This is a genomic window from Pseudomonas jessenii (assembly GCF_002236115.1).
Lineage (GTDB): Bacteria > Pseudomonadota > Gammaproteobacteria > Pseudomonadales > Pseudomonadaceae > Aquipseudomonas > Aquipseudomonas jessenii.
In genome coordinates, this window is record NZ_NIWT01000002.1 from 242,751 (window position 1) to 265,079 (window position 22,329).

Annotated in this window: 19 protein-coding genes; 17 read left to right on the forward strand and 2 right to left on the reverse strand. The window is 57.9% G+C overall.

All coding sequences use genetic code 11. The annotated features are described in order from the left end of the window. Positions 1-90 precede the first annotated feature (90 nt). Both PSJE_RS05710 and PSJE_RS05715 read left to right on the forward strand, forming a co-directional pair. Entirely contained in the window at positions 91-402 is a 312-nt protein-coding gene (locus PSJE_RS05710) for a DUF485 domain-containing protein (protein WP_057715832.1), read from the forward strand. Continuing rightward, positions 399-2,057, forward strand: coding sequence for a cation acetate symporter (locus tag PSJE_RS05715; RefSeq protein WP_090453889.1), 1,659 nt, complete (start codon positions 399-401; stop codon positions 2,055-2,057). The genes PSJE_RS05710 and PSJE_RS05715 overlap by 4 nt, the downstream gene beginning before the upstream one ends. Before the next feature lie 732 nt (positions 2,058-2,789). Here the strand turns inward: PSJE_RS05715 and gltA are convergent. Continuing rightward, the gene (gene gltA, locus PSJE_RS05725; RefSeq protein WP_007977501.1) at positions 2,790-4,079 is read right to left on the reverse strand and encodes a citrate synthase; all 1,290 of its coding nucleotides are present in this window, start codon (positions 4,077-4,079) and stop codon (positions 2,790-2,792) included. Between the two features lie 364 nt (positions 4,080-4,443). Between gltA and sdhC the strand changes: the two genes are divergently transcribed. The 12 genes from sdhC (at position 4,444) to PSJE_RS05785 (ending at position 18,926) form a co-directional block, all read left to right on the forward strand. Then, entirely contained in the window at positions 4,444-4,818 is a 375-nt protein-coding gene (sdhC, locus tag PSJE_RS05730) for a succinate dehydrogenase, cytochrome b556 subunit (protein ID WP_057715829.1), read from the forward strand. After that, positions 4,812-5,180 carry a succinate dehydrogenase, hydrophobic membrane anchor protein gene (gene sdhD / locus PSJE_RS05735; protein WP_008049683.1) on the forward strand — a complete coding sequence of 123 codons (369 nt, stop codon included), beginning with the start codon at positions 4,812-4,814 and terminating at the stop codon, positions 5,178-5,180. Before sdhC ends, sdhD begins: the two co-directional genes overlap by 7 nt. Before the next feature lie 3 nt (positions 5,181-5,183). Beyond that, positions 5,184-6,956 (forward strand): succinate dehydrogenase flavoprotein subunit, encoded by a 1,773-nt coding sequence (gene sdhA / locus PSJE_RS05740; RefSeq protein WP_057715828.1) that lies wholly within the window; start codon positions 5,184-5,186, stop codon positions 6,954-6,956. 11 nt (positions 6,957-6,967) lie between these two features. After that, positions 6,968-7,672: a succinate dehydrogenase iron-sulfur subunit gene (locus PSJE_RS05745; protein WP_008063297.1), complete on the forward strand. Its 705-nt coding sequence runs from the start codon at positions 6,968-6,970 to the stop codon at positions 7,670-7,672. Between the two features lie 253 nt (positions 7,673-7,925). Further along, the gene (locus tag PSJE_RS05750; protein WP_090453893.1) at positions 7,926-10,757 is read left to right on the forward strand and encodes a 2-oxoglutarate dehydrogenase E1 component; all 2,832 of its coding nucleotides are present in this window, start codon (positions 7,926-7,928) and stop codon (positions 10,755-10,757) included. A 42-nt stretch (positions 10,758-10,799) separates the two neighbouring features. Beyond that, a complete protein-coding gene (gene odhB, locus PSJE_RS05755; RefSeq protein WP_056721685.1) occupies positions 10,800-12,020 on the forward strand; it encodes a 2-oxoglutarate dehydrogenase complex dihydrolipoyllysine-residue succinyltransferase in 1,221 nt (406 codons plus the stop codon). Between the two features lie 98 nt (positions 12,021-12,118). Further along, positions 12,119-13,555: a dihydrolipoyl dehydrogenase gene (gene lpdA, locus PSJE_RS05760; RefSeq protein ID WP_007998079.1), complete on the forward strand. Its 1,437-nt coding sequence runs from the start codon at positions 12,119-12,121 to the stop codon at positions 13,553-13,555. Between the two features lie 196 nt (positions 13,556-13,751). After that, positions 13,752-14,918: an ADP-forming succinate--CoA ligase subunit beta gene (gene sucC / locus PSJE_RS05765; protein ID WP_007919879.1), complete on the forward strand. Its 1,167-nt coding sequence runs from the start codon at positions 13,752-13,754 to the stop codon at positions 14,916-14,918. Next, the gene (sucD, locus tag PSJE_RS05770; RefSeq protein ID WP_007919877.1) at positions 14,918-15,799 is read left to right on the forward strand and encodes a succinate--CoA ligase subunit alpha; all 882 of its coding nucleotides are present in this window, start codon (positions 14,918-14,920) and stop codon (positions 15,797-15,799) included. Before sucC ends, sucD begins: the two co-directional genes overlap by 1 nt. A gap of 402 nt (positions 15,800-16,201) precedes the next feature. After that, a complete protein-coding gene (gene brnQ / locus PSJE_RS05775) occupies positions 16,202-17,515 on the forward strand; it encodes a branched-chain amino acid transport system II carrier protein (RefSeq protein ID WP_057715825.1) in 1,314 nt (437 codons plus the stop codon). A 272-nt stretch (positions 17,516-17,787) separates the two neighbouring features. Next, positions 17,788-18,525, forward strand: coding sequence for a DUF599 domain-containing protein (locus tag PSJE_RS05780; protein ID WP_090453895.1), 738 nt, complete (start codon positions 17,788-17,790; stop codon positions 18,523-18,525). Continuing rightward, a complete protein-coding gene (locus PSJE_RS05785) occupies positions 18,525-18,926 on the forward strand; it encodes an MAPEG family protein (protein ID WP_057715823.1) in 402 nt (133 codons plus the stop codon). The genes PSJE_RS05780 and PSJE_RS05785 overlap by 1 nt, the downstream gene beginning before the upstream one ends. A 67-nt stretch (positions 18,927-18,993) precedes the next feature. Here PSJE_RS05785 and PSJE_RS05790 read toward each other — a convergent pair whose 3' ends face one another. Continuing rightward, positions 18,994-19,257, reverse strand: coding sequence for a hypothetical protein (locus PSJE_RS05790; protein ID WP_090457778.1), 264 nt, complete (start codon positions 19,255-19,257; stop codon positions 18,994-18,996). Positions 19,258-19,415: 158 nt separating this feature from the next. On the opposite strand from PSJE_RS05790, the gene PSJE_RS05795 reads away from it, so the two are divergent. The 3 genes from PSJE_RS05795 to htpG all read left to right on the forward strand — a co-directional run bounded on the left by PSJE_RS05795 (position 19,416) and on the right by htpG (position 22,327). After that, complete coding sequence (locus PSJE_RS05795) at positions 19,416-19,892, forward strand: PaaI family thioesterase (RefSeq protein WP_090453897.1); 477 nt, start codon at positions 19,416-19,418, stop codon at positions 19,890-19,892. Then, positions 19,889-20,341: a PaaI family thioesterase gene (locus tag PSJE_RS05800; protein WP_090453899.1), complete on the forward strand. Its 453-nt coding sequence runs from the start codon at positions 19,889-19,891 to the stop codon at positions 20,339-20,341. The genes PSJE_RS05795 and PSJE_RS05800 overlap by 4 nt, the downstream gene beginning before the upstream one ends. A gap of 81 nt (positions 20,342-20,422) precedes the next feature. Then, positions 20,423-22,327 carry a molecular chaperone HtpG gene (htpG, locus tag PSJE_RS05805; protein ID WP_090457780.1) on the forward strand — a complete coding sequence of 635 codons (1,905 nt, stop codon included), beginning with the start codon at positions 20,423-20,425 and terminating at the stop codon, positions 22,325-22,327. The last annotated feature ends 2 nt before the right edge of the window (positions 22,328-22,329 follow it).

Sequence of the window (22,329 nt, forward strand, 5' to 3'; positions counted from 1 at the left end):
GTTCTAAGACTAAGGTCGTCTGGAACCTACCCCGCAGCCGCATAGAGTGGATACCGTTCCAACTAAATCTGTGCTGCGAGGATAAAAACAATGAACGACAGCATTTACCTCTCGATTCAAAACAGCCCGCGCTTCAAGGAGCTGGTTAGCAAGAGGGAACGATTCGCCTGGATTCTTTCGGCGATCATGCTAGGGCTTTACTCCGGATTCATCCTTCTGATTGCCTACGGGCCGCAGGTGCTGGGGGCGAAAATCAGCCCTGAGTCCTCGATTACCTGGGGCATACCGATCGGTATCGGGCTGATCATTTCGGCTTTCATCCTGACCGGTATCTACGTACGACGCGCCAACGGCGAGTTCGACGACCTGAACAATGCGATTCTCAAGGAGGCTCAGCAATGATCCGCCGTCTAATGGCTCTTTTGAGCATCGCAGCTTTCGCACCTGGCGTCTGGGCGGCTGACGCCCTGACCGGTGCCGTGCAGAAGCAACCGCTTAATGTGTCCGCGATCGTGATGTTTGTCGCCTTCGTCGGTGCCACCCTGTGCATCACCTACTGGGCTTCCAAGCGTAATAATTCGGCAGCCGACTACTACGCCGCTGGCGGCAAGATCACCGGTTTCCAGAACGGTCTGGCGATTGCCGGTGACTACATGTCGGCTGCGTCCTTCCTGGGTATTTCCGCGCTGGTGTTCACCTCTGGCTACGACGGCCTGATCTACTCGATCGGCTTCCTGGTGGGCTGGCCGATCATTCTGTTCCTGATCGCCGAGCGTCTGCGTAACCTGGGCAAATACACCTTTGCCGACGTGGCGTCCTATCGCCTGGGGCAAACCCAGATCCGCTCGCTGTCCGCTTGCGGTTCGCTGGTGGTGGTGGCGTTTTACCTGATCGCGCAAATGGTCGGTGCCGGCAAGCTGATCCAACTGCTGTTCGGTCTCGATTACCACGTTGCGGTGATCCTGGTCGGTATTCTGATGTGCCTTTACGTGTTGTTCGGCGGCATGCTGGCGACCACCTGGGTGCAAATCATCAAGGCTGTCCTGCTGCTGTCCGGCGCTTCCTTCATGGCGCTGATGGTGATGAAGCACGTCAACTTCGACTTCAACATGCTGTTCTCCGAGGCGATCAAGGTCCACCCGAAAGCTGATGCGATCATGAGCCCTGGCGGCCTGGTGAAAGATCCGATCTCGGCGTTCTCCCTCGGTCTGGCGCTGATGTTCGGTACCGCTGGCCTGCCACACATCCTGATGCGCTTCTTCACCGTGAGTGACGCAAAGGAAGCTCGCAAGAGCGTGTTGTACGCAACCGGTTTCATTGGCTACTTCTACATCCTGACCTTCATCATCGGCTTCGGCGCGATCCTGCTGGTCAGCACCAACCCGGCCTTCAAAGACGCTGCTGGCGCCTTGCTGGGCGGTAACAACATGGCGGCGGTGCACCTGGCCAACGCGGTTGGCGGCAGTGTCTTCCTGGGCTTCATCTCGGCAGTAGCGTTTGCGACCATTCTGGCAGTGGTTGCCGGTCTGACCCTGGCCGGTGCTTCGGCGGTGTCCCACGACCTGTATGCCAGCGTGATCAAGAAGGGTAAGGCCAACGAGAAGGACGAGATTCGCGTCTCGAAAATCACCACCATCGCGCTGGCGGTGTTGGCGATCGGTCTGGGTATTCTGTTCGAAAGCCAGAACATCGCGTTCATGGTGGGCCTGGCGTTCTCCATCGCAGCGAGCTGTAACTTCCCGGTGCTGTTGCTTTCCATGTACTGGAAAAAGCTGACCACTCGCGGTGCGATGATCGGTGGCTGGATGGGGCTGGTCAGTGCCGTGGGCCTGATGGTGCTTGGTCCGACCATCTGGGTGCAGATCCTGCATCACGAGAAAGCTATCTTCCCGTATGAGTACCCGGCGCTGTTCTCGATGATGATTGCCTTTGTCGGGATCTGGTTCTTCTCGGTTACCGACAAGTCCACTGCGGCTGACAATGAGCGGGCGTTGTTCTTCCCGCAGTTTGTTCGTTCGCAGACTGGCCTGGGTGCAAGTGGTGCTGTTTCGCACTAAGCGTTTGGGTTTGACTGTTTAAGTTGTGTTGAATGGAAATGCCCCGGTCGAGAGATCGGGGCATTTTTTTATTGGGCGGTAATCGACCCGGTTTTTTTGGATTTGCCCGTTTTACTGTAGGAGCGAGCCTGCTCGCGAAGACTTTGTGTCAGTTGGAGTGTTTTTTGAGGGTGTACATATCCATTCCTTCAGTACGGCCCCTCGCTAAGGCTCGGGGTTCCTTCGCTCCGGCATTCATCCGGGGGCATTGCCCTCCGGTCGGCTTCGCTTCGACCTACATGCAATGAGTTCGACTGCGTCGAACGGCGCTGCGCGCCAATCCCCGGATAAACACCTCCGCTCAGCCTCCCGAGGGGGCGGGTGGATCAAGATCAAGAGCTGCAGGCGAGCTAACGCTCGGCCCTGTAGGAGCGAGCTTGCTCGCGAAAAACGTCTGGACAACACGATCAATCAGGCAGCACGCGTTATTGTTGACGTCCATCGCGAGCAAGCTCGCTCCTACCGCTGTTGCGGTGTACGCCCCCCGTGAGGCCGAATGTCAGGGGCAAGAGCGTTTGGTTACTTTGCGCTTTTCAAAGTGACCCGCTGTAAGAGCGGAACCATAAGCCGCCGTTACCTAAATAATGGATACGTACCCGACCAAAGCGCACAAACAAAAACGGCCTCCTGCTCTTTATATAAAAAGCAGAGGCCGTTCCCGGTACAACTCAACACGCTACAGCAAGACAGATCTTACTTGCGGTCTTCCAGCTTGGTGATGTCACGCGACTCGTAGCCGGTGTACAACTGGCGCGGACGGCCGATCTTGTACGGGCTGGAGAGCATCTCTTTCCAGTGGGAGATCCAGCCGACGGTCCGCGCCAGGGCGAAGATCACGGTGAACATGCTGGTTGGAATGCCAATCGCCTTGAGGATGATCCCCGAGTAGAAATCGACGTTCGGGTACAGCGAGCGTTCGATGAAGTACGGGTCGGTCAGGGCGATCTCTTCCAGGCGCATGGCCAGTTCGAGTTGCGGATCGTTCTGGATGCCCAGTTCCTTCAATACTTCGTCGCAGGTCTGCTTCATGACCGTGGCGCGCGGGTCGCGGTTTTTGTAAACGCGGTGACCGAAGCCCATCAGTTTGAACGGATCGTTCTTGTCCTTGGCCTTGGCGATGAACTTGTCGATGTTCGAAACATCGCCGATTTCATCGAGCATGGTCAGTACGGCTTCGTTCGCACCGCCGTGGGCAGGGCCCCACAGTGCAGCGATACCGGCGGCGATACAGGCGAACGGGTTGGCGCCCGAAGAACCCGCCAGGCGCACGGTGGACGTCGAGGCGTTCTGCTCGTGGTCGGCATGGAGGATGAAGATCCGGTCCATGGCCTTGGCGAGTACCGGGCTGATCGGTTTGATCTCGCACGGGGTGTTGAACATCATGTGCAGGAAGTTTTCCGCGTACGACAGGTCGTTGCGCGGGTACATCATGGGTTGGCCCATGGAGTACTTGTAAACCATCGCGGCCAGGGTCGGCATCTTGGCAACCAGGCGGATCGCGGAGATTTCGCGATGCTGCGGGTTATTGATGTCCAGGGAGTCGTGGTAGAACGCCGAGAGGGCGCCGACTACGCCGCACATGACGGCCATCGGGTGGGCGTCGCGACGGAAGCCGTTGAAGAAGGTCTTCAGCTGCTCGTGAACCATGGTGTGGTTCTTCACGGTGCTGACGAACTGGGCCTTCTGTTCTGCGGTCGGCAGTTCGCCGTTGAGCAGCAGATAGCAGGTTTCCAGGTAGTCCGACTTTTCAGCCAGCTGTTCGATCGGGTAGCCGCGGTGCAGCAGAATGCCGTTGTCGCCGTCGATATAGGTGATCTTCGACTCGCACGAGGCGGTCGACATGAAACCAGGGTCAAAGGTGAAACGGCCCGTGGCCGTCAGGCCCCGAACATCGATAACATCGGGACCAACGGTGCCGGTTAAAATGGGCAGCTCGACGGGGGCTGCGCCCTCGATGATCAACTGCGCTTTTTTGTCAGCCATGTGGCCTCCTATTTATGCTTGAAATCATCAGACAGACCCCCCACGCAGGGCCCGCACCACTATAGTGAGATAAATTCGAATGTCAATTTGCCTAAAGTCTTGCTCCAGAAGGCTTTAACCGGACTTTTTTCTCGAAATTGGCTGCCATTTACGCCTTTTATGTCAGTTGCGCAATCAGCTGTTTGGGTTAGGTGTTTGCGTTGTCATTAGTAGCCTAACTGTCTATACTCGGCCACCGACCGCCAAGGGCTTTTGGGCTTGCTTTCATTGGGGGTCGCATCCCTGGGTGGTGGTTACCTGACCAGTGCACTCCCCAACAACTTTGCCCTGATTGTTAGGGGCTCTTCAGTGTGAAAAAAAAGCCGTGAAAAGCCAACGACCTGTAAACCTAGACCTAAGGACCATCAAACTCCCAGTCACTGCTTACACGTCCATCCTTCACCGAATCTCCGGTGTCATCCTCTTCGTGTGCCTTGCCATCATGCTTTACGCATTGGACAAGTCGCTGAGCTCCGAGGAAGGCTTCGGTCAGGTGAAAGCGTGTCTGACCAGTCCGCTAGCCAAGCTAGTGACATGGGGCATCCTGTCCGCTCTGCTTTATCACCTGGTAGCCGGTGTGCGCCATTTGATGATGGACATGGGCATCGGTGAGACGCTGGAAGGCGGCAAGCTGGGCTCGAAAATCGTTATCGCCGTTTCCGTGGTGGTAATCGTTCTGGCAGGAGTTTGGATATGGTAACTAACGTCACGAACCTGTCGCGTTCGGGCCTCTATGACTGGATGGCGCAACGTGTGTCTGCGGTCGTTCTCGCGGCTTACTTCATCTTCCTGATCGGATACATCGTGGCCAACCCTGGCCTCGAGTACGCCCAGTGGCATGAACTGTTCGCCCATAACGGAATGCGTATTTTCAGCCTCCTGGCCCTTGTTGCCCTCGGCGCTCACGCCTGGGTTGGCATGTGGACCATCGCGACCGACTACCTGACGCCAATGGCGTTCGGCAAGTCCGCGACCGCTATACGTTTCCTTTTCCAGGCAGTCTGCGGCGTTGCGATGTTCGCTTACTTTGTCTGGGGCGTGCAGATTCTCTGGGGTATCTGAGTCATGGCTAACATTCCAACGATTTCTTTCGACGCCATCATTATTGGTGGTGGCGGTGCCGGCATGCGCGCAGCGCTGCAACTGGCACAGGGCGGTCACAAGACTGCCGTGATCACCAAGGTTTTCCCGACCCGTTCGCACACTGTATCCGCCCAGGGCGGCATCACCTGCGCGATCGCGTCCGCTGACCCGAACGATGACTGGCGCTGGCACATGTACGATACCGTCAAGGGTTCCGACTACATCGGTGACCAGGACGCTATCGAATACATGTGTCAGGAAGGCCCGGCTGCCGTTTACGAGCTGGACCACATGGGTATGCCATTCTCGCGTACCGAGCAAGGTCGTATCTACCAGCGTCCATTCGGCGGTCAGTCCAAGGACTACGGTAAAGGCGGCCAGGCTGCGCGTACTTGCGCTGCGTCCGACCGTACCGGTCACGCTCTGCTGCACACCCTTTATCAGGGCAACCTGAAAGCCGGTACCGTGTTCCTGAACGAGTACTACGCTGTCGATCTGGTGAAGAACGGCGAAGGCGAGTTCGTCGGCGTGATCGCCATCTGCATCGAAACCGGCGAAACCACCTACATCCGCGCCAAGGCCACCGTACTGGCTACCGGCGGTGCAGGTCGTATCTACGCTTCGACCACCAACGCCCTGATCAACACCGGTGACGGCGTTGGCATGGCGCTGCGTGCTGGCGTACCGGTACAAGACATCGAAATGTGGCAGTTCCACCCGACCGGTATCGCCGGCGCTGGTGTACTGGTTACAGAAGGTTGCCGTGGTGAAGGTGGATACCTGATCAACAAGCACGGCGAGCGTTTCATGGAGCGTTATGCTCCGAACGCCAAAGACCTTGCCGGTCGTGACGTTGTTGCCCGTTCGATGGTTAAAGAGATCATCGCCGGCAACGGTTGCGGTCCGAACGGCGACCACGTGATGCTCAAGCTCGACCACCTGGGCGAAGAAGTGCTGCACAGCCGTCTGCCAGGCATCTGCGAACTGTCGAAGACTTTTGCGCACGTTGACCCGGTTGTTGCTCCGGTTCCGGTTGTTCCGACCTGCCACTATATGATGGGTGGCGTTGCCACCAACATTCATGGCCAGGCAATCACCCAGAACGCCGAAGGCGTGGACGAGATCATTCCTGGTCTGTTCGCTGTAGGTGAAGTGGCTTGCGTATCGGTTCACGGTGCCAACCGTCTGGGCGGCAACTCGCTGCTCGACCTGGTGGTATTCGGCCGTGCTGCCGGCCTGCACCTGGAAAAGGCGCTGACCGACGGTATCGAATACGACGAAGCCACCGACGCCGACATCCAGGCTGCCCTGGCGCGCCTGTCCGCCCTGAACGAGCGTACCGAAGGCGAAGACGTGGCAACCCTGCGTCGCGAGCTGCAAAACTGCATGCAGAACTACTTCGGTGTATTCCGTACCGGCGAATACATGCAGAAGGGTATTGCCCAGCTGGCTGACCTGCGCAAGCGCATCGCCAACGTGAAGATCAACGATAAGTCGCAGGCGTTCAACACTGCACGTATCGAAGCTCTGGAACTGCAGAACCTGCTGGAAGTGGCCGAAGCCACCGCCATCGCTGCAGAAGTACGTAAAGAGTCCCGTGGTGCTCACGCCCGTGAAGACTTCGAAGATCGTGACGACGAAAACTGGCTGTGCCACACCCTTTACTTCCCGGGTGACAAGCGCGTGACCAAGCGTGCCGTGAACTTCTCGCCGAAGACTGTTCCGACTTTTGAACCTAAGATTCGGACTTATTAAGGGTGGCCGCCATGTTGCAAGTCAGCGTTTATCGTTACAACCCTGATCAGGACGCCGCGCCGTTCATGCAGGAATTCCAGGTTGATACCGGTGGTAAAGACCTGATGGTGCTGGACGTGCTGGCCCTGATCAAAGAGCAGGACGAGGGTTTCTCCTATCGTCGCTCTTGCCGTGAAGGTGTTTGCGGTTCCGACGGCATGAACATCAACGGCAAAAACGGCCTGGCGTGCGTCACGCCGCTGTCTGCTGTCGTAAAAGGTAACAAGTTGATCGTTCGTCCTCTGCCAGGTTTGCCGGTTATCCGTGACCTGGTCGTCGATATGAGCATCTTCTACAAGCAATACGAAAAGGTTAAGCCATACCTGCAGAACGACACGCCGGCTCCGGCCATCGAGCGCCTGCAGTCCCCTGAAGAACGTGAAAAGCTGGACGGTCTGTACGAGTGCATCCTGTGCGCTTGCTGCTCGACTTCCTGCCCGTCCTTCTGGTGGAACCCGGACAAGTTCCTGGGTCCAGCTGCCCTGCTGCAAGCGTACCGCTTCCTGGCAGACAGCCGTGACACCAAGACGTCCGAGCGCCTGGCTTCGCTGGATGACCCGTTCAGCGTATTCCGCTGCCGCGGGATCATGAACTGCGTCAACGTATGTCCGAAAGGCCTGAACCCGACTAAGGCCATCGGTCACATCCGTAACATGTTGCTCTCAAGCGGCGTGTGATTCAGCTGCTGTACCCGCTGTACCCGTAGATGCTACGGCGCAGGCTTCAACCGGCGCCGTAGTTTTAACCTGAGCAGCAGCTTAAAAGGCTGCGGCTCTTATTTTGAAGAAATGAGACAAGCAGGGGCATCCGGGCTGGTACCCGGACTATCAGTGTGATCCTAGTGGCTTGTTTTGGTCGCTGCATTCGGACTTCTGCAAGTTTGCTCGGTGTCGACATCGATGGTGTTCCCCTAACCGAGGGTGACCAAGCATGCAAGAAAGCGTGATGCAGCGCATGTGGAACAGCGCCTACCTATCCGGTAGTAACGCTGCCTATGTGGAAGAGCTTTACGAGCTCTACCTGCACGACCCTAACGCTGTGCCAGAAGAGTGGCGCACCTACTTCCAGAAGTTGCCTGCTGACGGCAACTCTGCCACCGATGTTTCGCACTCCACAATTCGCGATCATTTCGTCTTGCTGGCAAAGAACCAGCGCCGCGCCCAACCGGTTTCCGCCGGCAGCGTGAGCAGTGAGCACGAGAAGAAGCAAGTTGAAGTGCTGCGATTGATCCAGGCCTACCGTATGCGTGGCCACCAGGCAGCCCAGCTTGACCCGCTGGGGCTGTGGCAGCGTCCTGCACCTGCAGACCTGTCGATCAATCATTACGGCTTGACCAATGCCGATCTTGATACGACCTTCCGTGCCGGCGACCTGTTCATCGGCAAAGAGGAAGCGAGCCTACGCGAAATTCACGAAGCGTTGCAGCAGACATATTGCCGCACCATCGGCGCTGAATTCACGCACATCACCGATTCCGAGCAGCGCCAGTGGTTCCAGCAGCGTCTGGAAAGCGTGCGCGGTCGTCCGACGTACTCCGCCGACATCAAGAGCCACCTGCTCGAGCGCGTGACCGCCGGCGAAGGCCTGGAAAAATACCTGGGCACCAAATACCCGGGTACCAAGCGTTTCGGTCTGGAAGGCGGCGAAAGCCTGATTCCGATGCTCGACGAGCTGATCCAGCGTTCCGGTTCCTACGGCACCAAGGAAATCGTCATCGGCATGGCCCACCGTGGCCGTCTGAACGTGCTGGTCAACACCTTCGGCAAGAACCCGCGCGAGCTGTTCGACGAGTTCGAAGGCAAGAAGAAGGTCGAGCTGGGTTCCGGTGACGTGAAATACCACCAGGGCTTCTCGTCCAACGTGATGACCACCGGCGGTGAAGTTCACCTGGCCATGGCGTTCAACCCGTCCCACCTGGAAATCGTTTCCCCGGTGGTCGAGGGTTCGGTTCGCGCCCGTCAGGATCGTCGCAACGACCCGACCGGTGAGAAGGTTCTGCCGATCTCCATCCACGGTGACGCTGCATTCGCAGGTCAAGGCGTGGTCATGGAAACCTTCCAGATGTCGCAGACCCGCGGTTTCAAGACCGGCGGTACCGTGCACATCGTGATCAACAACCAGGTCGGTTTCACCATCAGCAACCCGCTGGACTCGCGTTCCACCGAGTACGCGACCGACGTTGCGAAAATGATCCAGGCGCCGATCCTCCATGTGAATGGTGATGATCCGGAAGCCGTATTGTTCGTGACCCAGCTGGCCATCGACTACCGCATGCAGTTCAAGCGTGACGTGGTGATCGACCTGGTCTGCTACCGTCGTCGCGGCCACAACGAGGCCGACGAGCCAAGCGGCACCCAGCCTCTGATGTATCAGCAGATCACCAAGCAGCGCACCACCCGTGAGCTGTATGCCGATCGTCTGACTCAGGCCGGTGTGCTGGATGCTGAGCGTGTCAAGGCGAAAGTCGACGAGTACCGCAACGCGCTGGACAACGGTCTGCACGTGGTCAAAAGCCTGGTCAAAGAGCCGAACAAAGAGTTGTTCGTGGACTGGCGTCCGTATCTGGGCCACGCCTGGACCGCGCGTCACGACACTCGCTTCGACCTCAAGACCTTGCAGGAACTGTCCGCCAAGCTGCTGGAAATCCCGGAAGGCTTCGTGGTTCAGCGCCAGGTTGCCAAGATCTACGAAGACCGCCAGAAGATGCAAGCCGGCGGCCTGCCGATCAACTGGGGTTACGCCGAAACCATGGCGTACGCGACCCTGGCGTTCGAAGGTCACCCGATTCGCATGACTGGCCAGGACATCGGCCGCGGCACGTTCTCGCACCGCCATGCTGTCCTGCACAACCAGAAGGACGCGGGCACCTACATCCCGCTGCAGAACCTGTACGACGGTCAGCCACGCTTCGACCTGTACGACTCGTTCCTGTCCGAAGAAGCGGTATTGGCGTTCGAGTACGGTTACTCGACCACCACGCCGAATGCCCTGGTTATCTGGGAAGCCCAGTTCGGCGACTTCGCCAACGGCGCCCAGGTAGTTATCGACCAGTTCATCACCAGTGGCGAGCACAAGTGGGGCCGCCTGTGCGGTCTGACCATGCTGCTGCCGCACGGTTATGAAGGTCAGGGTCCGGAGCACTCCTCGGCTCGTCTGGAGCGTTACCTGCAGTTGTGCGCCGAGCACAACATTCAGGTGTGCATGCCGACGACGCCGGCTCAGATCTACCACTTGCTGCGCCGTCAGGTGATCCGCCCGCTGCGCAAGCCACTGGTAGTCCTGACTCCGAAGTCGCTGTTGCGCCACAAGCTGGCCATCTCGACGCTGGAAGATCTGGCCGAAGGTTCGTTCCAGACCGTTATCCCGGAAATCGATGCCCAAGACCCGAAAAAGGTCGAGCGCGTTGTTCTGTGTAGCGGCAAGGTCTACTACGACCTGCTGGAAAAACGCCGTGCCGAAGGTCGTGACGACATCGCTGTCGTGCGTATCGAGCAGCTGTACCCATTCCCTGAGGACGACTTGAAAGAAGTCCTGGCTCCTTATACCAACGTCAAGCATGCCGTCTGGTGTCAGGAAGAGCCGATGAACCAGGGTGCGTGGTACTGCAGCCAACACCACATGCGTCGCAGCATCAGCAACCTCAACAAGTCTCTCGTACTCGAGTACGCGGGCCGTGAGGCTTCTGCTGCACCTGCATGCGGTTACGCATCGATGCACGCCGAACAGCAGGAACAACTGCTGCAAGACGCCTTTACTGTTTAACGCCTTCGCGCACCTGAAACCGAATTTAAGGAACCACAGACAATGGCTATCGAGATCAAAGCCCCCACTTTCCCGGAATCGGTTGCCGATGGCACCGTTGCCACCTGGCACAAACAACCGGGCGACGCGGTCAAGCGCGACGAACTGATCGTCGACATCGAAACCGACAAAGTCGTGCTGGAAGTGCTGGCTACCGCTGACGGCGTGCTGGGCGCTATCGTCAAGAACGAAGGCGAAACCGTTCTGTCCGACGAAGTTCTGGGCTCCATCGTTGAAGGCGGCGCTGCTGCTGCCGCTCCGGCTGCCGCTGCTGCTCCGGCCGCTGCTGCCGCTGCTCCAGCTGCCGGCGCTGACGAAGACGCTATCGCGGCTCCAGCTGCTCGCAAGCTGGCCGAAGAAAACGGCATCAACCTGGCTTCCGTCAAAGGCACCGGCAAAGATGGTCGTGTAACCAAGGAAGACGTGGTTGCCGCTGTCGAAGCCAAGAAAGCCGCTCCGGCTGCCGCGCCTGCCAAGGCTGCTGCACCTGCCGCCGCCGCTCCGGTATTCGCTGCTGGCGATCGCATCGAGAAGCGCGTACCGATGACCCGCGTACGTGCCACCGTGGCCAAGCGTCTGGTTGAAGCTCAATCGAACATGGCGATGCTGACCACCTTCAACGAAGTCGACATGACCGAAGTCATGGCGCTGCGTTCGAAGTACAAGGACCTGTTCGAGAAGTCCCACAACGGCGTGCGCCTGGGCTTCATGTCGTTCTTCGTGAAAGCAGCCACCGAAGCGCTGAAACGCTTCCCGGCTGTCAACGCGTCGATCGACGGCGGCGACATCGTTTACCACGGCTACGCTGACGTCGGCGTTGCAGTTTCCAGCGATCGCGGCCTGGTTGTACCGGTTCTGCGTAACGCCGAACTGATGAGCCTGGCTGAAATCGAAGGCGGCATCGCCACCTTCGGCAAGAAAGCCCGCGACGGCAAACTGTCGATGGACGAAATGACCGGTGGTACTTTCACCATCACCAACGGTGGTACTTTCGGTTCGATGATGTCGACCCCGATCGTCAACCCGCCACAAGCAGCCATCCTGGGCATGCACAACATCATCCAGCGTCCGATGGCCATCAACGGCCAGGTCGTTATCCGTCCGATGATGTACCTGGCACTGTCCTACGATCACCGTCTGATCGATGGCAAAGAAGCTGTGACCTTCCTGGTGACCATCAAGAACCTGCTGGAAGATCCGGCTCGTCTGTTGCTGGATATCTGATAGAAGCAGCCATGAACTGCAAGCCCGGGCTGTCGGAAAACCCGCAGCCTGGCTTGCCGCTCGCGGCTTGAAGCTTTTCGCTAAAGAGGATTTTTTGAATGTCGCAGAAATTTGACGTAGTAGTGATCGGCGCTGGCCCTGGCGGCTATGTGGCTGCCATCAAGGCCGCTCAGCTTGGTCTTTCGACTGCCTGCATCGAGAAGTACACCGACAAGGAAGGCAAACTGGCTCTGGGCGGTACCTGCCTGAACGTCGGCTGCATTCCATCCAAGGCCCTGCTGGACAGTTCGTGGAAATTCCACGAAGCCCAGGACGGTTTCGCGATCCACGGTATCAATCACGCTGGCGTGACCATGGACGTGCCAGCGATGGTCGGCCGTAAAGCCAACATCGTCAAAGGCCTGACCTCCGGCGTTGCGACCCTGTTCAAAGCCAACGGTGTGACCTCGATCCAGGGTCACGGCAAGCTTCTGGCCGGCAAGAAAGTTGAAGTCACCAAGCCTGATGGCTCGGTAGAAATCATCGAAGCCGAAAACGTCATCCTGGCTCCAGGTTCGCGTCCGATCGACATTCCGCCAGCTCCGGTTGACCAGAATGTGATCGTCGATTCGACTGGCGCTCTGGAATTCCAATCCGTACCCAAGCGTCTGGGCGTGATCGGCGCTGGCGTGATCGGTCTGGAACTGGGTTCGGTCTGGTCGCGTCTGGGTGCAGAAGTGACTGTCCTGGAAGCCCTGGACACCTTCCTGATGGCAGCGGACACCGCTGTTTCCAAGGAAGCGCTGAAAACCCTGACCAAACAGGGTCTGGACATCAAGCTGGGCGCTCGCGTCACCGGTTCCAAAGTGAACGGCGACGAAGTCGTGGTGAACTACACCGATGCCAAGGGCGAACAGAACATCACTTTCGACAAGCTGATCGTAGCCGTTGGTCGCCGTCCGGTGACCACTGATCTGTTGGCTGCCGACTGCGGCGTGACCCTGGACGAGCGCGGTTTCGTGCACGTTGACGATCACTGCGCCACCACCGTACCGGGCGTTTACGCCATCGGCGACGTGGTTCGCGGCATGATGCTGGCGCACAAGGCCTCGGAAGAGGGCATCATGGTTGTCGAGCGCATCAAGGGCCACAAGGCCCAGATGAACTATGATCTGATCCCTTCGGTTATTTATACTCACCCGGAAATCGCGTGGGTCGGTAAAACCGAGCAGGCCTTGAAAGCTGAAGGCGTTGAAGTTAACGTCGGCACCTTCCCGTTCGCAGCCTCTGGCCGTGCCATGGCTGCCAACGACACCGGTGGTTTCGTCAAGGTCATCGCAGATGCCAAGACAGACCGCGTATTGGGCGTCCACGTGATTGGCCCGAGCGCTGCAGAACTGGTTCAGCAGGGCGCGATCGGTATGGAATTCGGCACCAGCGCTGAAGACCTGGGCATGATGGTTTTCTCCCATCCGACCCTGTCTGAAGCCTTGCACGAAGCTGCTTTGGCAGTGAATGGCGGCGCCATCCACATCGCCAACCGCAAGAAGCGTTAAGACAATAAGAAACCACGGCGGAATGGCCCGTCGTGAGCCTTGCATGCAAGACTCACCGCGGAATATCCGCTGGACGCAGTCTTGCATAGCTGCACCGGGTATCCGGAAAGGCTATGCAAGCAGCAGTCACAGGTGGTGCGGCACTTGAATGAGTGCAGCACCGAATGCGCAGTACCTAACGAAGACGGTAATAAGCATGAATCTTCACGAGTATCAGGGTAAGCAGCTGTTCGCTGAGTACGGCCTGCCAGTTTCCACCGGTTACGCGGTAGACACCCCGGAAGCAGCAGCAGAAGCTTGCGACAAAATCGGCGGCAGCGAGTGGGTTGTCAAAGCCCAGGTCCACGCCGGTGGTCGCGGTAAAGCGGGCGGCGTAAAGCTGGTTCGCAGCAAAGAAGACGCCAAAGCCTTCGCACAGCAGTGGCTGGGCAAGCGTCTGGTGACTTACCAGACTGACGCCAATGGTCAGCCAGTCACCAAGATCCTGGTTGAATCGTGCACTGATATCGCTAAAGAGCTGTACCTGGGCGCTGTCGTTGACCGTTCGAGCCGTCGTATCGTGTTCATGGCTTCCACCGAAGGTGGCGTGGACATCGAGAAAATCGCTCACGACACTCCAGAAAAAATTCTGAAAGCCACTATCGATCCACTGGTTGGTGCTCAGCCATTCCAGGGTCGCGAGCTGGCATTCCAGTTGGGTCTGGAAGGCAAGCAAGTTGCCCAGTTCGCCAAGATCTTCGTAGGTCTGGCCAAGCTGTTCAAGGATCACGACCTGGCCCTGCTGGAAGTGAACCCTCTGGTGATCAAGGCTGACGGCGATCTGCACTGCCTGGACGCCAAGATCAACATCGACGCCAACGCCATGTACCGTCAGCCTAAGCTGAAGACTTTCCACGATCCGTCGCAAGACGATCCGCGCGAAGCGCACGCTGCCAAGTTCGAACTGAACTACGTAGCGCTGGAAGGCAACATCGGTTGCATGGTCAACGGTGCTGGCCTGGCCATGGGTACCATGGACATCGTCAACCTGCATGGCGGCAAACCAGCCAACTTCCTCGACGTGGGCGGTGGTGCTACCAAGGAACGCGTTACCGAAGCGTTCAAGATCATCCTGTCCGACACCAACGTCGCTGCAGTACTGGTCAACATCTTCGGCGGCATCGTTCGCTGCGACATGATTGCCGAAGGCATCATCGGTGCAGTGAAAGAAGTCGGCGTGAAAATCCCGGTTGTTGTTCGCCTTGAAGGCAACAACGCTGAGCTGGGCGCTAAAGTACTGGCAGAAAGCGGTTTGAACATCATCGCTGCTACCAGCCTGACCGACGCTGCTCAACAAGTTGTCAAAGCTGCGGAGGGCAAATAATGAGCGTCCTGATCAATAAAGACACCAAAGTTATCTGCCAGGGTATTACCGGTTCGCAAGGTAGTTTCCACACCCAGCAAGCCATCGAGTACGGCACCAAGATGGTTGGTGGTGTAACTCCAGGCAAAGGCGGCACCGAGCACCTGGGCCTGCCAGTGTTCAACACCGTTAAAGACGCTGTAGCTGCCACTGGCGCCACCGCCAGCGTGATCTACGTTCCGGCTCCATTCTGCAAAGATTCGATCCTGGAAGCTGCTTTCGGCGGCATCAAGCTGATCGTGTGCATCACCGAAGGCATTCCTACCCTGGACATGCTGGACGCTAAAGTTAAGTGCGACGAGCTGGGCGTAGTCCTGATCGGCCCTAACTGCCCAGGCGTGATCACCCCAGGCGAATGCAAGATCGGCATCATGCCAGGTCACATTCACTTGCCAGGCAAGGTCGGTATCGTTTCCCGTTCCGGCACCCTGACCTACGAAGCTGTGAAGCAGACTACTGACGCCGGTTTCGGTCAGTCGACTTGCGTCGGCATCGGTGGTGACCCGATCCCGGGTTCGAACTTCATCGACATCCTGAAGCTGTTCCAGGAAGACCCGAAGACCGAAGCGATCGTGATGATCGGTGAGATCGGCGGTTCGGCTGAAGAAGAAGCGGCTGCCTACATCAAGGCACACGTGACCAAGCCGGTTGTATCCTACATCGCTGGTGTGACTGCTCCTCCGGGCAAGCGCATGGGCCATGCTGGCGCAATCATCTCTGGCGGCAAAGGCACTGCAGACGAGAAATTCGCTGCTCTGCAAGACGCAGGCGTTAAAACCGTGCGTTCGCTGGCAGACATCGGCAAGGCCCTGGCCGAGCTGACTGGTTGGGCTGTCAAGTAAGCCTCGCGCTTAGCTGACGCTTCACCAAACAAAGGCCACCTTCGGGTGGCCTTTGTCGTTTCCGGGGTTTGCGTTGACAGTGCGGACGCCATCGCGAGCAAGCTCGCTCCCACATTGGAACGCGGTCAACTGTGGGAGCGAGCTTGCTCGCGATGGCGGACTGACAGGCGACATCTATCAACATGCAGAAACGCGACACAAAGATGTCGTATATCGGATAGTTCGCCCTCTAACAGTGCGTTTATCGGTCAAATTCGTTAGTCTATGCGCCATTTTTGCGTCTGCGGCCCACAAGGCGCGCAACGCGCTAAAAGGGTCGGTCTTATACGGACTGACAGCATTTCCCTCACCCATAGGGAAATCCCTCTCTAAATTCCGATTCAGTAGTGTGGTATTTCCTTAATGAAAGTGTTGAAAGGCCAGGACATCCTGGCACTTGGTTTTATGACGTTTGCCCTGTTCGTCGGGGCTGGCAACATCATCTTCCCACCTATCGTCGGTTTACAGTCCGGGCCCAATGTCTGGATGGCGGCGCTGGGTTTCCTGGTCACCGCAGTTGGTCTGCCGGTGATCACCGTCGTGGCGCTGGCCAAGGTCGGCGGAGCAATGGATGCCTTGAGCAGCCCGATCGGTAAAGTGGCCGGTGGCCTGCTGGCAGCGGCTTGCTACCTCGCTGTTGGCCCGCTGTTCGCGACGCCACGTACCGCGACGGTATCCTTCGAGGTGGGCCTGGCGCCCCTGACCGGCGAGAGCCCGCTGGCACTGTTCCTCTACAGCTCGGTTTACTTCCTGCTGGTGTTCTTCATCTCGCTGTATCCGGGCCGTTTGCTGGATACCGTAGGGCGCTTCCTCGCGCCGTTGAAGATCATCGCCCTGGCCGTGCTGGGCATTGCAGCATTCGCCTTGCCGGCCGGTGACATTGGCCATGCAACCCCTGAATACGTTGCAGCACCGTTTTCCCAAGGCTTCATCAATGGTTACCTGACCATGGATACCCTGGGCGCCCTGGTGTTCGGCATCGTCATCGTCAACGCCATCCGTTCCCGCGGCGTCGAGTCGCCAGCACTGATCACCCGTTATGCGATCATCGCCGGGCTCATCGCTGGCGTGGGTCTGGCGCTGGTGTATGTCAGCCTGTTCCGTCTCGGTTCGGGCAGCCATGAAGTGGCCGCGGGCGCTACCAATGGCGCGGCGGTATTGCACGCTTACGTGCAGCACACCTTCGGTTCGCTGGGCAGTGGTTTCCTTGCCGTGCTGATCTCCCTGGCGTGCCTGGTGACCGCGGTCGGCCTGACCTGTGCCTGCGCCGAGTACTTCAGCCGTGTGGTGCCGTTGTCTTACAAGACACTGGTGATCATCCTGGCGGCGTTCTCGCTGCTGGTGTCCAACCTGGGCCTGACCAAGCTGATCGCCTTCTCGATCCCGGTACTGACCGCGATCTACCCGCCGTGCATCGTTCTGGTGGCGTTGAGCTTCTGCAAGGACTTCTGGCATGAGCAGGGTCGTATCCTCGGCCCGGTGATGCTGGTGTCGTTCATCTTCGGCCTGATCGATGCCCTGAAGGGGGCCGGCCTGGCGGACTGGATGCCGACACAAATGGCCCACCTGCCGCTTAGCGAGCAGGGCCTGGCCTGGCTGGTGCCATCGGTTATGACTCTTGTTGTCGCCGTGGTCTGTGACCGTATGCTGGGCAAGCGCGAAGAAGCGCTGGCTTAAGCTTTACCGGCCCGTCACAAACGGGCCTGTGAACAAAACAGAAATGCCCCGTATCAATCGATACGGGGCATTTTTTTATGGGGTGATGCGGTGTCTTTTCTTCTGCGCTAACGTCGAAATACTGCCATGGCCCTTGTAGGAGCGAGCTTGCTCGCGAAGGTCGTGAACTATAGCGCGTGATTTCTGGATAAACGCGTTGCTCTCAGGTTCTTCGCGAGCAAGCTCGCTCCTACAGGGTTTATGTACACCGCAAATACTTCACAAGGACCTGCATGTCGTTCATCCAAGCCAACCTGATCCACATTCTTGCCGCCGTCTGGTTCGTTATCTGCTGGGGCGGGTACACCCGCTATGCCACATGGAAAGGCCGTGACACCGCGTGCCTGGCCAGTGTGCTGCACCTGTATCGTGAAGACTGGATGCGCCGCATGCTGCTGCGCGACAACCGCATCGCCGATGCCAGCGTGATCGGCAATCTGGAGCGCAATGCGTCGTTCTTCGCCTCCAGTACATTGATTATCCTGGCCGGTATTCTCACGGTATTGGGGGCTTCGGAACGGGCGGTATCCTTGCTGGCGGATATTCCGATGGTGCAACAGGCGTCCCAGGGCATGTCGGAAATCAAGTTGCTGTGCCTGGCGCTGGTGTTTGTCTATGCGTTCTTTACGTTCAGCTGGTGCATGCGCCAGTACAACTTTGCGGCGGTACTGGTGGGTTCGGCGCCGATGGTCGGTGAGCGCCATGTATCGGAGCAAGAGCGCAAAGCATTCGCTTCACGCGCCGCTCGCGTCATCTCCATGGCTGCCAACCAGTTCAACTTCGGGCTGCGTTCCTACTACTTCGGCATGACCATGCTGGCCTGGTTTGTCAGCCCGTGGCTGTTCATGTTGATGAGTGCCGGCGTCGTGTTTGTTTTGTACCGCCGCGAGTTTCATTCCGACGTTCTTGACGTGATGGTCTATACCCCTACAGAGGCACCGTTGCCGGAGGCAATTAAAGAGGCAGCTTGATGAGTATTCCATTCTGGTGCGTGTTTATCAGTGCGGTGTTGATTTATCTGGCGCGAATGCCCGTGACCAGGGCCATGAAAGAGCAGGGTGGTTACGATAACCACCTGCCGCGCCAACAGCAGATGCAACTCACAGGTCTGGGAGCTCGGGCGGTGGCGGCGCATCAGAACAGTTTCGAAGCGTTCATATTGTTCGCGGTGGGTGTGCTGATGGCGCATACCACGCAGACGGCGGGCTGGCTGATCGACTGCCTGGCGATCATATTCGTGATCACGCGGGTTATTTACCTGGTGTGTTACTGGAAGGATCTGGCCTGGCAGCGCAGTTTGGTTTGGCTGGTGGGATTGATCTGTTCGCTGTTGTTGATGATTAGTCCGACTTTTCGAACGATTTTGCTCTAACCATTTTTTTCAAGGCAAAAGAAAACCCGCACTTGGCGGGTTTTCTTTTGCCACTCTAAAAACCGTATTAGTTCTTAGGTGCTTCTGGAGCGGCCGGAGCGGCTGGAGCGGCCTCTTTTGCCGCTTCTGCGTTCGATTCGGCCTGAGCTTTGGCAGCTTCGGCGTTTTCTTTCGCAGCGTCGTTCACTTTATCCTGAGCTTTGTTCATGTCCTGCTGAGCTTGCTCGGCATGTTTGGTCGCATCTTGAGCTTTGTCCTCGGATTTTTTATCGCAGGCAGCGAGACCGAGGGAAGCGGTCAACATCAAGGCAATAGCTAAAGTCTTACGCATGGGGTGTTTCTCCTGATGAAAAGCATCTACTGGCATTAAGAGCCCACGCATCAGGGTTAAGTTCCTTAATTTTTTCAGATATATAAGTTTGTTCTAGTGCGGAACTTTTACCCGGACCGCCACTGCACTGTACAGACATAAACAAGAGTTTTTATCAAATGACTGAAAACCCCGTTTTTGAGCGTGCAACGCGCTTTCTGTCGGCGCTGCGACATTGCCAGGTACTTGGACTAAGCGTTCACAGCGCCAGCAACGAAGGGCTGACGATTGTGCTGCCGTACAGCCCGCAGATCGTCGGCAATCCCGAAACCGGCGTGATTCATGGCGGAGCGCTGACTTCGCTGATGGACACCGCCTGTGGCATGGCGACCCTCTGCGTGCTCCCGGAATTCGAAGTCTGCCCGACCCTGGACCTGCGCATCGACTACATGCACGCCGCCGAACCACATAAGGATGTCTACGGCTTTGCCCAGTGCTATCGGGTCACCACCGACGTGATTTTTGCCCGTGGCTTCGCCTATCAGGATGACCCCGGGCAACCCATTGCCCATGTGATGGGCACTTTCATGCGCATGGGAAAGAACATCAAAGGCACCAAGGGCTTTGGTGGCGCGGTTGCCGGAGGTGCGCAATGAGCGAGTCGCTGAAAGAGCAATTGCAAAAGGCCCATGAGCAGGGCGATTACGCCTCGTTGCTGGATTTGATTCCCTATGCCCGGCTGATCGGCGTCGAATGTTCCCGGGTGGGAGATGAGTTGTTGTTCAAGCTGCCAGCGAACCAGGACAACATCGGTAACCCCTTGTTGCCGGCGATTCATGGCGGTGTGATCGCCGGTTTCATGGAATTGGCCGCGGCGCTGCACCTGTTGGTGTTTACCGGAACGCCCGGGGTGCCGAAGATCATCGACTTCTCCCTGGATTACCTGCGGGCCGGGCAGTTTCGCGATACCTGGGCCCGATGCCAGGTTTGGCGCCAGGGGCGCCGGGTCGCCAATGTGGCGATTACCGCCTGGCAAAGCACCGAAGCCGAGCCCATTGCCACGGCCCGTGCACATTTCAAACTCGAAGAGCCCTTGAAATCCTGAACTCAGCCCCAAACTCTGAGGACAACCCGCCGTCGATCCTCAAGGTCGCGGCTTATGCCATCTGATTGGAGTTTGATGACCATGAGTGTGGAAACTCAAAAGGAAACCCTGGGCTTCCAGACCGAGGTGAAGCAGCTGCTGCATCTCATGATCCATTCGCTGTATTCCAACAAGGAAATTTTCCTTCGCGAATTGATCTCGAACGCCTCTGACGCTGTCGACAAGTTACGTTTCGAAGCCCTGGCCAAGCCAGAGCTGCTGGAAGGTGGCGCCGAACTGAAAATTCGCGTGAGCTTCGACAAGGACGCTAAAACCGTCACCCTCGAAGACAACGGTATTGGCATGAGCCGCGAAGACGCGATCACCCACCTGGGTACCATCGCCAAGTCCGGCACCGCCGATTTCATGAAGCACCTGACCGGCGACCAGAAAAAAGACTCGCACCTGATCGGCCAGTTTGGCGTTGGTTTCTACTCCGCCTTCATCGTCGCCGACAAAGTCGATGTGTTCAGCCGTCGCGCCGGCAGCCCGTCCAGCGAAGGCGTGCATTGGTCGTCCAAAGGCGAAGGCGATTTCGAAGTCGCAACCGTCGACAAGGCTGAGCGCGGCACTCGCATCGTCCTGCACCTGAAGTCCGGTGAAGACGAGTTCGCCGATGGCTGGCGTCTGCGCAACATCATCAAGAAGTACTCCGATCACATCGCCTTGCCGATCGAGCTGCCGAAAGAAGTGGCCGCTGCCGAAGGTGAAGAGCAGCCGGCCGTTGAGTGGGAAACCGTCAACCGCGCCAGCGCCCTGTGGACCCGTCCGCGTACCGATATCAAGGACGAGGAATACCAGGAGTTCTACAAGCACATCGCTCACGATTTCGAAAATCCGCTGAGCTGGAGCCACAACAAGGTCGAAGGCAAGCTCGAATACAGCTCATTGCTGTACGTGCCGACCCGTGCGCCGTTCGACCTGTACCAGCGTGAGGCGCCGAAAGGCCTGAAGCTGTACGTGCAGCGCGTGTTCGTCATGGATCAGGCCGAGTCCTTCCTGCCGCTGTACCTGCGCTTCATCAAGGGCGTGGTCGACTCCAACGACCTGTCGCTGAACGTGTCGCGGGAAATCCTGCAGAAAGACCCGATCATCGACTCGATGAAGTCGGCGCTGACCAAGCGCGTCTTGGACATGCTGGAAAAACTGGCGAAGAACGAGCCTGAGCAATACAAGGGCTTCTGGAAAAACTTCGGTCAGGTCATGAAAGAAGGCCCGGCAGAAGATTTCGCCAACAAGGAAAAAATCGCCGGTCTGCTGCGTTTCGCATCGACCCACGGCGACGATGGCGAGCAGGTTGTCGGCCTGGCCGAGTACCTGGCGCGCGCCAAGGAAGGTCAGGAAAAGATCTACTACCTGACCGGCGAAACCTACGCCCAGGTCAAGAACAGCCCGCACCTGGAAGTCTTCCGCAAGAAAGGCATCGAAGTGCTGCTGCTGACCGACCGTATCGACGAGTGGCTGATGAGCTACCTCAGCGACTTCGACGGCAAGAGCTTTGTCGACGTAGCGCGCGGTGACCTGGACCTGGGCAACCTGGACTCGGAAGAGGACAAGAAGGCCGCGGAAGAAGTCGCCAAGGCCAAAGAAGGTCTGGTCGAGCGTCTGAAAACCGCATTGGGCGAGTCCGTTGCTGAAGTGCGGGTTTCCCATCGCCTGACCGACTCCCCGGCAATCCTGGCCATCGGTGAGCAGGACCTGGGCTTGCAGATGCGCCAGATCCTGGAAGCCAGCGGTCAGAAGGTTCCGGATTCGAAGCCGATCTTCGAATTCAACCCGGCTCACCCGCTGATCGAGAAGCTCGACAACGAGCAGAGCGACGAGCGCTTCGGCGACCTGTCGCACATCCTCTTCGATCAGGCGGCCCTGGCGGCCGGCGACAGCTTGAAAGACCCGGCGGCCTATGTGCGCCGTCTGAACAAGCTGTTGGTCGAGCTATCGGCCTGACG

Bases quoted from the DNA above. Each gene is read 5' to 3' on its own strand.
- PSJE_RS05710 (WP_057715832.1), top strand. From the start codon at position 91: ATGAACGACAGCATTTACCTCTCGATTCAAAACAGCCCGCGCTTCAAG.
- PSJE_RS05715 (WP_090453889.1), top strand. From the start codon at position 399: ATGATCCGCCGTCTAATGGCTCTTTTGAGCATCGCAGCTTTCGCACCT.
- gltA (WP_007977501.1), bottom strand. From the start codon at position 4,079: ATGGCTGACAAAAAAGCGCAGTTGATCATCGAGGGCGCAGCCCCCGTC.
- sdhD (WP_008049683.1), top strand. From the start codon at position 4,812: ATGGTAACTAACGTCACGAACCTGTCGCGTTCGGGCCTCTATGACTGG.
- sdhA (WP_057715828.1), top strand. From the start codon at position 5,184: ATGGCTAACATTCCAACGATTTCTTTCGACGCCATCATTATTGGTGGT.
- PSJE_RS05745 (WP_008063297.1), top strand. From the start codon at position 6,968: ATGTTGCAAGTCAGCGTTTATCGTTACAACCCTGATCAGGACGCCGCG.
- PSJE_RS05750 (WP_090453893.1), top strand. From the start codon at position 7,926: ATGCAAGAAAGCGTGATGCAGCGCATGTGGAACAGCGCCTACCTATCC.
- odhB (WP_056721685.1), top strand. From the start codon at position 10,800: ATGGCTATCGAGATCAAAGCCCCCACTTTCCCGGAATCGGTTGCCGAT.
- lpdA (WP_007998079.1), top strand. From the start codon at position 12,119: ATGTCGCAGAAATTTGACGTAGTAGTGATCGGCGCTGGCCCTGGCGGC.
- sucC (WP_007919879.1), top strand. From the start codon at position 13,752: ATGAATCTTCACGAGTATCAGGGTAAGCAGCTGTTCGCTGAGTACGGC.
- sucD (WP_007919877.1), top strand. From the start codon at position 14,918: ATGAGCGTCCTGATCAATAAAGACACCAAAGTTATCTGCCAGGGTATT.
- brnQ (WP_057715825.1), top strand. From the start codon at position 16,202: ATGAAAGTGTTGAAAGGCCAGGACATCCTGGCACTTGGTTTTATGACG.
- PSJE_RS05780 (WP_090453895.1), top strand. From the start codon at position 17,788: ATGTCGTTCATCCAAGCCAACCTGATCCACATTCTTGCCGCCGTCTGG.
- PSJE_RS05785 (WP_057715823.1), top strand. From the start codon at position 18,525: ATGAGTATTCCATTCTGGTGCGTGTTTATCAGTGCGGTGTTGATTTAT.
- PSJE_RS05790 (WP_090457778.1), bottom strand. From the start codon at position 19,257: ATGCGTAAGACTTTAGCTATTGCCTTGATGTTGACCGCTTCCCTCGGT.
- PSJE_RS05795 (WP_090453897.1), top strand. From the start codon at position 19,416: ATGACTGAAAACCCCGTTTTTGAGCGTGCAACGCGCTTTCTGTCGGCG.
- PSJE_RS05800 (WP_090453899.1), top strand. From the start codon at position 19,889: ATGAGCGAGTCGCTGAAAGAGCAATTGCAAAAGGCCCATGAGCAGGGC.
- htpG (WP_090457780.1), top strand. From the start codon at position 20,423: ATGAGTGTGGAAACTCAAAAGGAAACCCTGGGCTTCCAGACCGAGGTG.